The sequence below is a fragment of the Herbaspirillum sp. NPDC087042 genome, from assembly GCF_044745245.1.
GTDB lineage: Bacteria > Pseudomonadota > Gammaproteobacteria > Burkholderiales > Burkholderiaceae_D > Herbaspirillum.
In genome coordinates, this window is sequence record NZ_JBIUZW010000001.1 from 715,761 (window position 1) to 728,531 (window position 12,771).

Genomic DNA, 12,771 nt, shown 5'->3' on the forward strand with positions numbered 1-12,771 from the left:
TGCCAACGACAGCCGCAGACTTCCTATGAAGCAACCCAGCGCCGCCCATCATATATCGCCAGACGACATTGCCCCGCCAAATGCCTTGGAACAGAGGATCCGCGAAATCGAAAGAGCACGTATCGCCCGCGACCTCCATGATGAACTGGGTGCTCAGTTAACCGGACTTGGCATGGTGTTAGCTCAACTCCGCGAAAACCTTGAAAAAGATCGAGTGACAATACTTGCTCAGACCGAGTACGCCCAGCAATTGATATCCCAAGCCCATGACAGTCTGCACTCCGTCATCGATGACCTGTACCCCCCGGTGGTGGAATTCGGTCTGCCTGATGCACTGGCGTGGCAGTGCGCTGCCTTCAACCGCCAGAGTGGCCTGGCATGCACTTTCTCCCCTCCTCTGCAGCACTTGCCCCAGAGCTTGGGCAGCGACGATTTCCTCACCGTCAGCCTGCTTCGCATCTTGCGTGAAGCGCTCAACAATAGCTTACGACATGCCGTCGCACGCCACCTGCGGGTAGATCTGCTCATCGACGACCAGCAATTGCAACTTACCATCGCCGATGATGGCCAGGGCTTCGACCCCACCACGGCCAGCGGCCAGGGCCACGGTCTGCGCAGCATGCGCCAGCGCGCACATCTGCTGGGCGGCCAGCTGCAGCTCGATAGCGTTCCCGGCGGTCCGACCGTGGTCCGTGTCACCCTGCCTGTCGCTCCCTGAATGAACACTATAGAATACGCCCTCTCCCTGCCCGCTGGCAGGGACACCGGAAGCATAGAAGCACACAGGAATCCCGCATCCCGCCCATGAGCAAGAAAGCCACTGCCGCCATCAAGGTCCTCATCGCCGATGACCATGCCATCGTGCGCGAAGGCCTGCGCCAGATCTGCGCCGGCAGCAAGGATATCGTCGTGGCCGGCAACGCCGCCAATGGCCTGGAGGCGATCAAGCTGGCGCGCGAAGGCAATGGCGACGTCATGCTGCTCGATATCGTGCTGCCCGATCGCAGCGGCATCGACATCCTCAAGCAGATCCGCAAGGAGCATCCGGCCTTGCCGGTCCTGATCCTGTCGATCCATCGCGAAGACCAGTACGCCATCCGCGCCCTGAAGGCCGGCGCGGCCGGCTTCCTCAACAAGCAGGCGGCGCCGGCCGAATTGCTGGCGGCCATCCGCCAGGCCGCCTCCGGACGCAAGTATGTCAGCCCGTCGCTGGCCCAGGAACTGGCCAACCAGATCGGCTTCGATCATGAGACGCCCTTGCACGAGACCCTCTCCGACCGCGAGTACCAGACCATGATCATGATCGCCTCCGGCAAGACCGTCAGCGATATCGCGACCGAACTGCTGCTCTCGGTCAAGACCATCAGCATGTACCGCTCCCGCGTGCTAGCCAAGATGAAGATGCGCCATAACGCCGAACTGACCCACTATGCACTCAAGAACGACCTGGTGGAATAAAAGCCACACCAGGTCTGCATCGGCTGATGCGGGCTTTTTCTCCCCTTATTAAAGGCATCCAAGGAAATTCCGCTGACGTAAAATAAGTTGTCATTCTGTCGTGCCGGCCAGTAGCGGCACGAACCGGCCTACATCGCTCCGGGACAGCGATGTGGTCGACGCAGGCAAGCGCGAGCCATGAGGGCTCAAGCAAATTGCCCCATGCGCCGATACCGGTAGAGCAATTCCCTGTCGCATCAAGACGAACATCAACAATACAGTCAGCCGGCATGTCCAAGAAACCGTCCACGCTCACGCCCGTCGAGATCGCCCGCGAGGCTTTCCAGCGACTCGGGTCCAGGCGCATTGCGCCCACTCCCGAGGCCTATCGCATCGCCTATGAAGAAATCCTGGGCGACCAGCCGGGACTGAGCGCAGACGCCCTGCTGGCCAATCTGGCCAGCAAGCTGGCCAGGCAGCCGGGAGAAAGCGGCCTGATCGGCACCCGCCTGGTACGGGCCAAGGACAGCGGCGACCTGGCCGAATTCGAACGCCATCTCAACGAACTGGTCGAGAAGAACTGGCACAACCGCCCCATCGTACCGGTCGTACCGGTGGGCGAGCTCGTGCCGGTCGACCTGGAGCGGCAGTTCATCCGCGATAGCAAAAAGGAAAAGATGCTGCGCGAGATGCTGGCGCGGGTCCTGGTCTTCAACCTGCCGTCGCTGCTCTCCACCGCTCCCGAACTGGCGGGCGAGGCGCGCAACAGCGGTCAGGAAATCAAGACGGCCTTTTCGGAACAGGCGATGAACGAGATCATCGCCCGCGTCAAGCAGTTGAGCTTCCAGATCGAACTCAAGACCGACGACATGGCGCAGCAACAGGAGCTGCTGATGCGCCTGTTCCAGTTGCTGCTGGAAAACATCAACGGCCTGCTGGAACAAGGATCCTGGCTGTCCAGCCAGATCGAGACGGTGCAAAGCCTCATCGCCGGCCCCTTGAGCAGCACCTCGCTGTCGGACGCCACCAAGAACCTCAAGGAAGTGATCTACAAGCAGGGTCTGCTGAAGAACACCCTGTCCGAAGAGAAGGTGGTGGTCAAGAACATGATGCTGACCTTCGTGGACCGCCTCTCGGCCATGGTCTCCACCACCGACAACTACCAGCGCACCATCCGCGGCTTCTCGCAGCAGATCAGCCAGGCGGGCAACATCAGCGATCTCAACAGCGTGCTCGGCGAGATCATGCGCGAGACGCAGAACGCCCAGGAAGAAGCCACCCGCTCGCGCGACGCCATGGAAGATGCGCGCCAGGAAGTGGAGAAGGCGGAAGAACGCATCCATACGCTGGAGCAGCAACTGGTGCAGATGGGTGAGCTGGTGCGCGAAGACCAGTTGACCGGCAGCCTGAACCGGCGCGGCATGGATGAATCGCTGGACCGCGAGATCACCAATGCGCAGCGCCGCGAAACGCCGCTGTGCGTGGCCCTGCTGGACCTGGACGACTTCAAGCGCATCAACGATACCCACGGCCACGCCACCGGCGACGAGGTGCTGGTGCATTTGGTGCAGGTGATCCGTGAAACCTTGCGCAAGCTGGATGTGATCGCCCGTTTCGGCGGCGAGGAATTCCTGGTGCTGATGCCGGAGACCGCTCCCCAGGACGCCGTGCAGATCATCACCCGCGTGCAGCGCGAGCTGACCAAGCGCATCTTCATGCATGAAAGCCAGCGCCTGCTGATCACCTTCAGCGCCGGCGTGGCCGTCTACTATCCCGGCGAAAACCAGGCCGATCTCTTGAAGCGCGCCGACGTGGCGCTCTACCGGGCCAAGAACGCCGGCAAGAACCGCATCGTCTTTGCCGATCCGCCGGCAGCCGACGTGCCGGCCACGGCGCCCGACGGCAACTGATCAGCCGCGCCAGCGGCGCCAGCCGGCCACGGCCATCACCACGAACAGGGCATAGAGCATGGCCGTCAGGGCCAGGTGCTTGTACACGTACAGGCCCACGTAGAGCACATCCACCGCGATCCAGACCAGCCAGTTCTCGCGCTTCTTGCGCGAGAGCAGGAATTGGCCGACCAGGCTGCCGGCGGTCAGGAAGCCATCCATGTGCGGCACATCGGTGTCGGTGAAACGCTGCAGGAACCAGGACAGCAGCCCCCATCCCGCCAGCCAGGCCGCCAGCATCATGGCCCAGCCCTGGCGTGCCAGCGATGAGACCTGCAAGGGACGATGCTGCTCACCGCCGCGCAGCCACTGGTACCAGCCCCAGACGGACACGGCCACGAAGACGAACTGCAAGCCGGCATCACCATACAGGCGGGCATCGGCAAAGACGGCCGCATAGAGCAGCGAAGAGGTAATGGAAAACAGCCAGGCCCAATGGTTCTGGCGGATATTGAGCCAGACGGTGAGCACCGCCAGCACGAAGGAAACCAGTTCCAGCGGCGTGGTGGACAGGCCGAACAGGGTCAGCGGGGTATCAGGACTCATGCAGCCGGAAACGACGGTTCAATGACAGGACAAATCAGGCCATCAACGCTCGGCGGTACGACCGGCCGGTGCCACGGCGGGCACGGAAACGCTGTTGGGCTGCCCCGAACCGGGCATATAGGGATTGGGATTGAGTGCAGTGGCGGGCTTGCCGGAACTGCCATCGAGCAGCTGGATGAAGATCTCGTTCTGCTTGATCATGCCCAGCTCGAAACGCGCACGCTCTTCGACGGCACCCTTGGACTGCTTCAGGTCGTCCACTTCGGAGGCCAGCTTGTCGTTGCGCTCCTTGAGTTCGTCGTTCTTCTTGTGCGCTTGCTGGACCTGACGGTCGAGCTCCCAGACCTTGAACCAGCCGCCCTTGCCAAGCCAAAGCGGATACTGGATCAGCACCAGCAGGAAAGACAGGCAAAGGATGATCAGGCGCATAGCCGGGAGCTCTCGTTGCGGCGCCTGTCCTGCAGGAGGAGCAGGCGCCGCGGGCTTCTTACTTCAGGTTGTAGAACGCAGCGCGGCCCGGATAGCTGGCGATGTCGCCCAGGTCTTCCTCGATACGCAGCAGCTGGTTGTACTTGGCCATGCGATCCGAACGCGACATGGAGCCGGTCTTGATCTGCAGGGCGTTCATGCCAACGGCGATATCGGCGATGGTCGAGTCTTCGGTTTCGCCCGAACGGTGCGAGATCACGGCGGTGTAGCCGGCGCGCTTGGCCATTTCGATGGCGGCGAAGGTCTCGGTCAGGGTACCGATCTGGTTGATCTTGATCAGGATCGAGTTGGCGATTTCCTTGTCGATGCCTTCCTTCAGGATCTTGGTGTTGGTGACGAACAGGTCGTCGCCCACCAGCTGCACCTTCTTGCCCAGGGTTTCGGTCAGGAGCTTCCAGCCAGCCCAGTCGTTCTCGGCCATGCCGTCTTCGATGCTGATGATGGGGTACTTGTCGCACCACGACGCCAGCAGACCCGTCTTCTGGGCCGGGGTCAGCACCATGTTTTCACCGGCCAGGTGGTAGTTGCCGTCCTTGTAGTACTCGGAGGCGGCGCAGTCCAGGCCCAGGGCGATCTGGGTACCCGGCTCGTAGCCAGCCTTCTCGATGGCTTCGATGATCAGCTTGATGGCTTCTTCGTGGCTGGAGACGTTGGGAGCGAAGCCGCCTTCGTCGCCGACCGACGTGGCCAGGCCGCGGTCGTGCAGGATCTTCTTCAGGGTGTGGAACACCTCGGCGCCGTAGCGCAGGGCTTCACGGAAGCTCGGTGCACCCACGGGGATGATCATGAATTCCTGGATGTCCAGGTTGTTGTCGGCGTGGGCGCCGCCGTTGATGACGTTCATCATCGGCACCGGCATCTGCATGGAACCGCTGCCACCGAAGTAGCGATACAGCGGCAGGCCCGACTCTTCGGCGGCGGCCTTGGCCACGGCCATGGAGACGGCCAGCATGGCGTTGGCGCCCAGGCGGCTCTTGTTCTCGGTACCGTCCAGGTCGATCAGGGTGCGATCCAGGAAGGCTTGCTCATTGGCGTCCAGGCCCATGATGGCTTCCGAGATTTCGGTGTTGATGTTTTCGCAGGCTTGCAGCACGCCCTTGCCGAAGTAACGGCTCTTGTCGCCGTCACGCAGTTCGATCGCTTCGCGCGAACCGGTGGACGCGCCCGAAGGCACGGCAGCGCGACCCAGCACGCCGGATTCCAGCAGCACATCGCATTCCACGGTGGGATTGCCGCGCGAGTCGATCACTTCGCGGCCGATAATATCAACGATTGCACTCATTCCACATCTCCATCGAGGTTTTAAAAATTGTTGGCGGGTGCAGGCCCGGTGGCCGGGGCATCAGTCCAGACCGATGCGCCCATGATGAAACGGCCGCCGGGCGGCAGCCGTTTCATGCACGCGCTCAGGAAAAGTTATTTTCCAGGAAGCCCGCCTTCTTCACGATGCGATCCAGGTCGATCATCGTGCCCAGCAGATCCTTCATGCGTGCCAGCGGCACGGCATTGGGACCATCCGACTTGGCCTCGGCCGGGTTCGGGTGGGTTTCCATGAACACGCCCGAAATACCCGCGGCGATGGCCGCGCGGGCCAGCACCGGCACGAACTCGCGCTGGCCGCCCGAGGACGTGCCCTGCCCGCCCGGCAATTGCACCGAGTGGGTGGCATCGAACACCACCGGAGCACCGGTCTCGCGCATGATGGCCAGGCTGCGCATGTCCGACACCAGGTTGTTGTAACCGAAGGAGACACCGCGCTCGCAGGCCATGAACTGGTCCGGCAGGCCGACTTCCTTGGCAGCGGCACGGGCCTTGTCGATCACGTTGACCATGTCGTGCGGCGCCAGGAACTGGCCCTTCTTGATGTTGACCGGCTTGCCCGACTGCGCGCAGGCGCGGATGAAGTCGGTCTGGCGGCACAGGAAGGCCGGCGTCTGCAGCACGTCCACCACCGCCGCCACGGGCTTGATCTCGTCGATCTCGTGGATGTCGGTGAGGACCGGCACGCCGATCTCTTTCTTCACCTTGGCCAGGATCTCCAGGCCCTTCTCCATGCCCAGGCCGCGGAAGGACGAACCCGAGGAGCGGTTGGCCTTGTCGAAGGAGGACTTGTAGATGAAGGGGATGCCCAGCTCGCCCGTGATTTCCTTCAGGGTGCCGGCGGTATCGAGTGCCATCTGCTCGGACTCGATCACGCAGGTACCAGCGATGAGGAAGAACGGCTGGTCCAGACCTACTTCAAAACCGCACAGTTTCATGCTTTACCCTTTGCCGCCGCGTCCTGCTGGACCTGGGCATGATGTGCCAGTGCCGCGCGGATGTACGAAATGAACAGGGGATGGCCGTCACGCGGAGTGGACTTGAACTCCGGGTGATACTGCACGCCGATGTAGAACGGGTGAGCGTTCTCGCCGGTGCGCGGCAATTCCATGATTTCGCACAGATCCTCGGACGGGGTACGAGCCGAGACCACCATGCCGGCCTCTTCCACGCGGCCGAGATAGAAATTGTTTGCTTCATAGCGATGGCGGTGACGTTCGGTCACGCTGTCGCCGTAGATTTCCGCTGCCAGCGTACCCGGCTTGACCGCGCAGGTCTGCGCGCCCAGGCGCATGGTGCCGCCCAGGTCGGAGTTGGCATCGCGGCGCTCGACCTTGCCGTCGTGGTTCTGCCATTCGTCGATCAGCGCCACCACCGGTTGCTCGGTGTCGGGGTCGAACTCGGTCGAGTTGGCCTTGGCCAGGCCGGCCTTGTTGCGTGCGTACTCCAGCAGCGCCACTTGCATGCCCAGGCAGATGCCCAGGTAAGGCACCTTGTTTTCGCGGGCATAGCGGGCAGCGGCGATCTTGCCTTCCACGCCGCGCTTGCCGAAGCCGCCCGGCACCAGGATGGCATCGTACTTGTCGAGAGTGTCGGTGCCGTTGGCTTCGATTTCTTCCGAATCCAGGTACTCGATGTTGACGCGGCTGCCGGTATGGATGCCGGCGTGGCGCAGCGCCTCGGTCAGCGACTTGTAGGACTCGGTCAGGTCGACATACTTGCCCACCATGCCGATGGTGACTTCGTGCGAAGGATTGTTCTGCGCATCGATCAGCTTGTCCCACATCGACAGGTCGGCCGCCTTCGGCGACAGGCCCAGCTTTTCGCAGATGATGGTATCCAAACCCTGGTCATGCAGCATCTGCGGAATCTTATAGATGGTATCGGCATCCCAGACCGAGATGACGGCATCGACGGCGACGTTGGAGAACAGCGAGATCTTGTCGCGTTCGTCGTCGGGGATGCGGCGGTCGGCGCGGCACAGCAGCGCGTCGGGCGAGATACCGATCTCGCGCAGCTTCTGCACGCTGTGCTGGGTCGGCTTGGTCTTCAGTTCGCCGGCCGAGGCCAGGAACGGCACCAGGGTCAGGTGCACGAAGGCAGTGGCGTTGCGACCCGAGCGCAGGCTCAGCTGGCGCGCGGCTTCCAGGAAGGGCAGCGACTCGATGTCACCGACGGTGCCGCCGATTTCCACCAGCGCCACGTCGTAGCCTTCGGCGCCACGGTGGATGAATTCCTGGATCTCGTTGGTGATGTGCGGGATCACCTGGACGGTCTTGCCCAGGTATTCGCCACGGCGCTCCTTGCGGATGACCGATTCATACACCTGGCCGGTGGTGAAGTTATTCACCTTCTTCATCTTGGCCGAGATGAAACGCTCGTAGTGGCCCAGGTCAAGGTCGGTCTCGGCGCCGTCGTCGGTGACGAAGACTTCACCGTGCTGCAACGGACTCATGGTGCCGGGGTCGACGTTGATGTAGGGATCGAGCTTGAGGAGGGTGACTTTGAGGCCACGCGATTCGAGGATCGCAGCCAGGGACGCGGCGGCAATCCCTTTACCCAGGGAAGACACGACGCCGCCAGTGACAAATACAAACTTGGTCATTACAGATGAGTGCCGAACGGCACATGCGGGAAATTCAAATTATACCCCAAAACGCGCTCGTTTTTTAATCCCCCACTCGATAAGTGTCTCGCCTTCGCGAAACTTGCAGGAAGAAAACATGCGCGTCAGGATCGTCACTCTTGACCACCCGCCAACTGTTTGGTTCTGCGCGACCTGCGCCAGGCTAGACCACCGCCCTGCCCTGCAACAGCTCGCCTATCATCTGGTGGGTGGCCTGGGCCGCCGGCGCCGGGCTTTCCATGGGGAACAGATGGCCACCCGGAATCTGCCGGAAGTGTGGCCCGACCAGACGCCGGGTCGCCTCCAGCCCAGCCAGGCGGCACTCGACCGAATCGGCACCGCCCACGAAACCGACCGGTACCGGATAGGTCTGCCGCACCAGCCGCCCCAGATGATGGGGAATGGTGCGATAGACCGCCGTCTCGGTCTCGCGCGAAAAGCGCAGGCGCACGCCGCCACCTGCGCCGGGCACCAGACCGTGTTGCACGTAATCGCGCAAGACCTGCTGCGGCCAGGCGGCAAAGAGCGCCTTGGCGGCGTAATGCTGGTAGGCCGCTTCCAGGTCGGGCCAATGGTCACGACGGCGCGCCGACGCCACTGATGGCGAATAGCGGCTCTCGTACTTGAAGAACTTCGACAGCCGCAAGACATGGGCGCGCCAGCCGGCCACGATGGGCGAATCCAGCAGCACCACGCAGCGCACCAGCTCGGGACGACGGCGCGCGGCCATCAGCGAGAGGATGCCGCCCATGGAATGTCCGACCAGGATCACCGGCTCGGTATAGCTGCGCTCGATTTCCTCGCGCAGTTCGCGTGCCAGCTTGCGCCAGCCATCGTCGACCGGAAAACGCGGATTGTGGGCATGGACCGGCAAGGCACGCACGTCATAGTGCTGGCGCAATTGTTCAAAGAAGACGCCATAGGTGCCGGCCGGATAGCTGTTGGCATGGGCGAAATGCAGGATGGGAAGGCTCATGGAGCGACTCGCTGGACTCGATGGCGGCAGCATAGCAAAACCGCTCACGCCGCGAGCGTGCTATTTTCCCGCATCGCGAAATGCGGACAGGATTGCCCTTCTCCCCCGCTGTTTCAGCCTTCAGCCTTCAGCGGCCGTACCAGTAGCGCGCGTGCTCCTTGCGATATTGCTCGGTGTGCAACTGGTCGCCCAGCGTCATGGTCAGCGCACCCGATTCGTCGGTCCGCAAGGCGCGGATACCCAGGCGCTGGTAGCGCGCCAGCACGTCCGCCTTGGGATGGTTGAAGCGATTGCGATAGCCGACCTGGAACACCGCCAGCTCCGGATGCACGGCCCGCAGGAAGGGCTCGGTGGAGGACGTGCCACTGCCATGATGCGGCGCCATCAGTACCGTCGACGGCAGCCGCTCGGCCATGGGGCCGTTGACCAGTTCATCTTCTTGCACCGCCTCGATGTCACCGGCCAGCAGCAGTGACTGGCGGCCGATTTGCACCTTCAGCACGCAACTGCGTGCATTGGGGCGCCATTTGTCGCTGTCGTAGCTATCCGGGGTCGGATGCAGCATGGTGAAGCCGATGCCATCCCAGTTCCACGACTGTCCGGCCTCGCAGCGCTGGTGGAGGGGTGCGACCTTCAAGATGGGGCTGGCCGGCGACAGCGACGAGTACACGCTATCGACGGCGATGTTCTTGAAGATAGACACGGTGCCACCCGAGTGGTCATTGTCATTGTGCGAGATCACCACGCGGTCCAGGTGATCGATGCCACGCTCGCGCAGGTAAGGCAGGATGACCCGGGTCGCGCCGTCGGACGCCGAAGTGAAGTAAGGCCCGGTGTCATAGAGCAGGCGATGGCCGGGGGTTTCCACCAGCACCGCCATACCCTGGCCGACGTCGAAGGCGGTCACGCGCATGCTGCCTTCCACCGGCCCCAACGGGGCATTGACGATCAGGGGCAGCCAGCCGAACAGGCCCAGCCAGCGCGCCGGCCAGCCACGCGGCGCCAGCAGCAGCACGGTGCCGCCCAGCGCCAGCACAAACATCCACCAGCTCGGGCGGGGCGTCTCCCAGACCGCCCAGGGCATGGCATTGAGTTCGCGCAGGAAATCAGCCAGCCAGACCAGCAGCAGATGCGGCAACTGCAGCACGAACTGGGCCACCACCGTCGGCAGCAGACTGCCCAGCAGCGCCAGCGGCGTGATCACCAGCGACACCAGCGGAATGGCGATGGCATTGGCAATCGGGCTGACCAGCGAATACTGCCCGAACAGCAGCACCGTCAGCGGCACCAGCCCCAGCGTGACAATGTACTGGGCATGCGCGGCCTGGCCTAGCTGCTGCACCAGTGCCGGCCACCAGTGCTTGCGCGATGCCGCCGAGGCCATGGCATGGCGCGGCTGCATGCGCCCCACGGTGCCGTACATCAGCAAACCCACCGCACCGAAGGAAAGCCAGAAGCCCGGCCACAGCAAGGACCAGGGGTCGGCCAGCAGGACCAGCCCCAGGGCCAGGCACAGCACCACCGACACGCGCACGATGCGTGCGCGCCAGAAGGCGATACCGACCACCACCAGCATATAGAGGGTGCGCTGGGCCGGCACCCCAAAACCAGCCAGCAGGACATAGAGCAGCGCCGTCGCCATCCCCACCAGCACGGCCACCTTTTGCGCCGGCATGCGCAGGGGCAACTGCGCGCCGGTGAAGAAGGAGCGCCGCCACAGCCAGCTCGCCAGGCCGCCGAACAGGGCCGCCAGCATGGTGATATGCAAACCCGAGATGGCCATCAGGTGGCCGATGCCGGTGCGATTGAAGATGCTCCAGTCGGACTGGCTGATGCCGCGCTGATCTCCCATGACCAGTGCCGCGATCACGCCGGCATACTGCTCGCCCGGCAAGGCCGCGTAGATGCGGTCGCGCAGCCAGCCACGCACGGTGTCGATGACATGGCCGGGCGTCCAGACGAAGTCGTCGATGCGCCGGTTGATGGCCGTGACGGGTGCCCCGGCCGGTGCCGGCGCCCCCACCACATAACCGGTAGCGCGCACATCATCCTGCAGCAGCCACACTTCATAATCGAAACCACCGGGATTGGCATTGCCATGCGGACGCTTCAGGCGCACCTTCAGCCGCCAGCGCTCGCCGGGACGCATGTCGGGCACAGCCATGCGCGCCGGCGCGGCCGCTTCGCCATCTTCTACCGGCATCTGGTAACGCTGGTTGCCGTACCAGGCCAGTGCCAGGCGCGGCGGCACGGGGGGCTTGACGTCTCCCTGCATGACCACCTGCTCGACCTCGAAGCGCATGCGCAGGCCCTGCTCGGTATGGTCAGGCAGGTCGGCGACAGTGCCGATGACGGTGATGTCGTGACCTTCCCAGGCCGCAGGCAACTCCTGATCCAGGTAGTAGAGCGCAAACGAGGCCGCCCACAGGAAGCCCAGCCAGGCTCCGCAAGTCAGCAGCAAGGGCAGGCGCAGGAAAGGTTGCCAGAACTTCCAGGCGGTGAAGGCCAGCAAGGCCGCCATCACCCCGCCCACCGCATACCACTCCACGCCGGGCAACTGCCCCTGGACCTGGAGCAGGCCCACGCCGATGGCAAAGCCGATGATCAGGGCGCGCATCAGTGCCCCACTCCCGACGCGACCAGCCGTGGCAGTGCGGCGCGGGCGTTGGCGCTGGTGGCGGCGGCGATCTCTTGCGGCGGCAGGCTACGCAATCCGGCCAGCACCTCGCCGATACGCGGGATCTGGTCGGGGGTATTGATGTCGGGATGACGCCAGGCCGGCGAAATATCCGGCGCGTCGGTCTCCAGCACGATGGACGACAGCGGCAATTCGGCTGCCAGACGACGGATCTGCAGCGAGCGAGGGAAGGTCATGGCACCGCCAAAACCCAGGTGCAGGCCCAGTTCGATGAAGGTCTCGGCCTGCTGGAAGCTGCCATTGAAGGCATGGGCGATGCCGCCCGGCACGCGGATGCGACGCAGGTACTTGAGGATGATGTCCTGCGAGCGGCGCACGTGCAGCAATACCGGCAAGTCGAACTCGCGGGCCAGCTTGAGCTGCTCGGCGAAGAAGAATTCCTGCTTCTCACGCAGCGGCGGCTCCTTCAGGGCCGGCACGAAGAAGTCCAGACCGATCTCGCCGATACCCACGAACAGGGGATCAGCCATGGCCGCGCCGACCGCCTCGCGCAGGCTCACCAGATCACCCTCGCTGGCCGTCGGCACGTACAGCGGATGGATGCCCAGCGCATAGACGGCATTGCCGACCCGGCGCGCCAGTTGCGCCACTTCGCTGAAATTGACACGGGCAATGGCCGGGATGACGATGACCCGCACGCCCGCCTGCGCTGCCTCATCGGCAAGGCTGGCGGAACGGTCGCCGAATTCTCCGGCGTCGAGATGGCAGTGCGTATCGACCCACATGTGCT

The 12,771-nt window shown here is 63.5% G+C and carries 11 protein-coding genes; 3 read left to right on the top strand and 8 right to left on the bottom strand.

The annotated features are described in order from the left end of the window. Positions 1-25 precede the first annotated feature (25 nt). The 3 genes from ACIPHN_RS03205 to ACIPHN_RS03215 all read left to right on the top strand — a co-directional run bounded on the left by ACIPHN_RS03205 (position 26) and on the right by ACIPHN_RS03215 (position 3,347). A complete protein-coding gene (locus ACIPHN_RS03205) occupies positions 26-718 on the top strand; it encodes a sensor histidine kinase (protein ID WP_400432612.1) in 693 nt (230 codons plus the stop codon). A gap of 86 nt (positions 719-804) precedes the next feature. Continuing rightward, positions 805-1,458, top strand: a complete 654-nt coding sequence (locus ACIPHN_RS03210) for a response regulator (RefSeq protein ID WP_400432615.1) — start codon at positions 805-807, stop codon at positions 1,456-1,458. Between the two features lie 269 nt (positions 1,459-1,727). Beyond that, a complete protein-coding gene (locus tag ACIPHN_RS03215) occupies positions 1,728-3,347 on the top strand; it encodes a GGDEF domain-containing protein (RefSeq protein ID WP_400432618.1) in 1,620 nt (539 codons plus the stop codon). Here ACIPHN_RS03215 and pnuC read toward each other — a convergent pair whose 3' ends face one another. From pnuC to ACIPHN_RS03255, 8 genes are all read right to left on the bottom strand, one after another. Further along, on the bottom strand, positions 3,348-3,932 hold the full coding sequence (gene pnuC, locus ACIPHN_RS03220; RefSeq protein ID WP_400432621.1) for a nicotinamide riboside transporter PnuC: 585 nt from the start codon (positions 3,930-3,932) through the stop codon (positions 3,348-3,350). A gap of 42 nt (positions 3,933-3,974) precedes the next feature. Further along, positions 3,975-4,361: a cell division protein FtsB gene (gene ftsB / locus ACIPHN_RS03225; RefSeq protein ID WP_400432624.1), complete on the bottom strand. Its 387-nt coding sequence runs from the start codon at positions 4,359-4,361 to the stop codon at positions 3,975-3,977. Positions 4,362-4,419: 58 nt separating this feature from the next. After that, positions 4,420-5,703, bottom strand: coding sequence for a phosphopyruvate hydratase (gene eno, locus ACIPHN_RS03230; protein WP_102662077.1), 1,284 nt, complete (start codon positions 5,701-5,703; stop codon positions 4,420-4,422). A 124-nt stretch (positions 5,704-5,827) separates the two neighbouring features. Then, a complete protein-coding gene (kdsA, locus tag ACIPHN_RS03235) occupies positions 5,828-6,679 on the bottom strand; it encodes a 3-deoxy-8-phosphooctulonate synthase (RefSeq protein WP_400432627.1) in 852 nt (283 codons plus the stop codon). After that, positions 6,676-8,346, bottom strand: a complete 1,671-nt coding sequence (locus tag ACIPHN_RS03240; RefSeq protein WP_400432630.1) for a CTP synthase — start codon at positions 8,344-8,346, stop codon at positions 6,676-6,678. Before ACIPHN_RS03240 ends, kdsA begins: the two co-directional genes overlap by 4 nt. Before the next feature lie 184 nt (positions 8,347-8,530). Next, positions 8,531-9,343, bottom strand: coding sequence for an alpha/beta fold hydrolase (locus ACIPHN_RS03245; RefSeq protein WP_400432633.1), 813 nt, complete (start codon positions 9,341-9,343; stop codon positions 8,531-8,533). A gap of 127 nt (positions 9,344-9,470) precedes the next feature. Continuing rightward, positions 9,471-11,960 (bottom strand): DNA internalization-related competence protein ComEC/Rec2, encoded by a 2,490-nt coding sequence (locus ACIPHN_RS03250; protein ID WP_400432635.1) that lies wholly within the window; start codon positions 11,958-11,960, stop codon positions 9,471-9,473. Then, entirely contained in the window at positions 11,960-12,766 is an 807-nt protein-coding gene (locus ACIPHN_RS03255) for a TatD family hydrolase (RefSeq protein WP_400433172.1), read from the bottom strand. The genes ACIPHN_RS03250 and ACIPHN_RS03255 overlap by 1 nt, the downstream gene beginning before the upstream one ends. Between the last annotated feature and the right edge of the window lie 5 nt (positions 12,767-12,771).

What these genes read in the sequence shown, in the direction of transcription:
- ACIPHN_RS03205 (WP_400432612.1), top strand. Translation starts at nt 26, where the DNA reads ATGAAGCAACCCAGCGCCGCCCATCATATATCGCCAGACGACATTGCC.
- ACIPHN_RS03210 (WP_400432615.1), top strand. Translation starts at nt 805, where the DNA reads ATGAGCAAGAAAGCCACTGCCGCCATCAAGGTCCTCATCGCCGATGAC.
- ACIPHN_RS03215 (WP_400432618.1), top strand. Translation starts at nt 1,728, where the DNA reads ATGTCCAAGAAACCGTCCACGCTCACGCCCGTCGAGATCGCCCGCGAG.
- pnuC (WP_400432621.1), bottom strand. Translation starts at nt 3,932, where the DNA reads ATGAGTCCTGATACCCCGCTGACCCTGTTCGGCCTGTCCACCACGCCG.
- ftsB (WP_400432624.1), bottom strand. Translation starts at nt 4,361, where the DNA reads ATGCGCCTGATCATCCTTTGCCTGTCTTTCCTGCTGGTGCTGATCCAG.
- eno (WP_102662077.1), bottom strand. Translation starts at nt 5,703, where the DNA reads ATGAGTGCAATCGTTGATATTATCGGCCGCGAAGTGATCGACTCGCGC.
- kdsA (WP_400432627.1), bottom strand. Translation starts at nt 6,679, where the DNA reads ATGAAACTGTGCGGTTTTGAAGTAGGTCTGGACCAGCCGTTCTTCCTC.
- ACIPHN_RS03240 (WP_400432630.1), bottom strand. Translation starts at nt 8,346, where the DNA reads ATGACCAAGTTTGTATTTGTCACTGGCGGCGTCGTGTCTTCCCTGGGT.
- ACIPHN_RS03245 (WP_400432633.1), bottom strand. Translation starts at nt 9,343, where the DNA reads ATGAGCCTTCCCATCCTGCATTTCGCCCATGCCAACAGCTATCCGGCC.
- ACIPHN_RS03250 (WP_400432635.1), bottom strand. Translation starts at nt 11,960, where the DNA reads ATGCGCGCCCTGATCATCGGCTTTGCCATCGGCGTGGGCCTGCTCCAG.
- ACIPHN_RS03255 (WP_400433172.1), bottom strand. Translation starts at nt 12,766, where the DNA reads ATGTGGGTCGATACGCACTGCCATCTCGACGCCGGAGAATTCGGCGAC.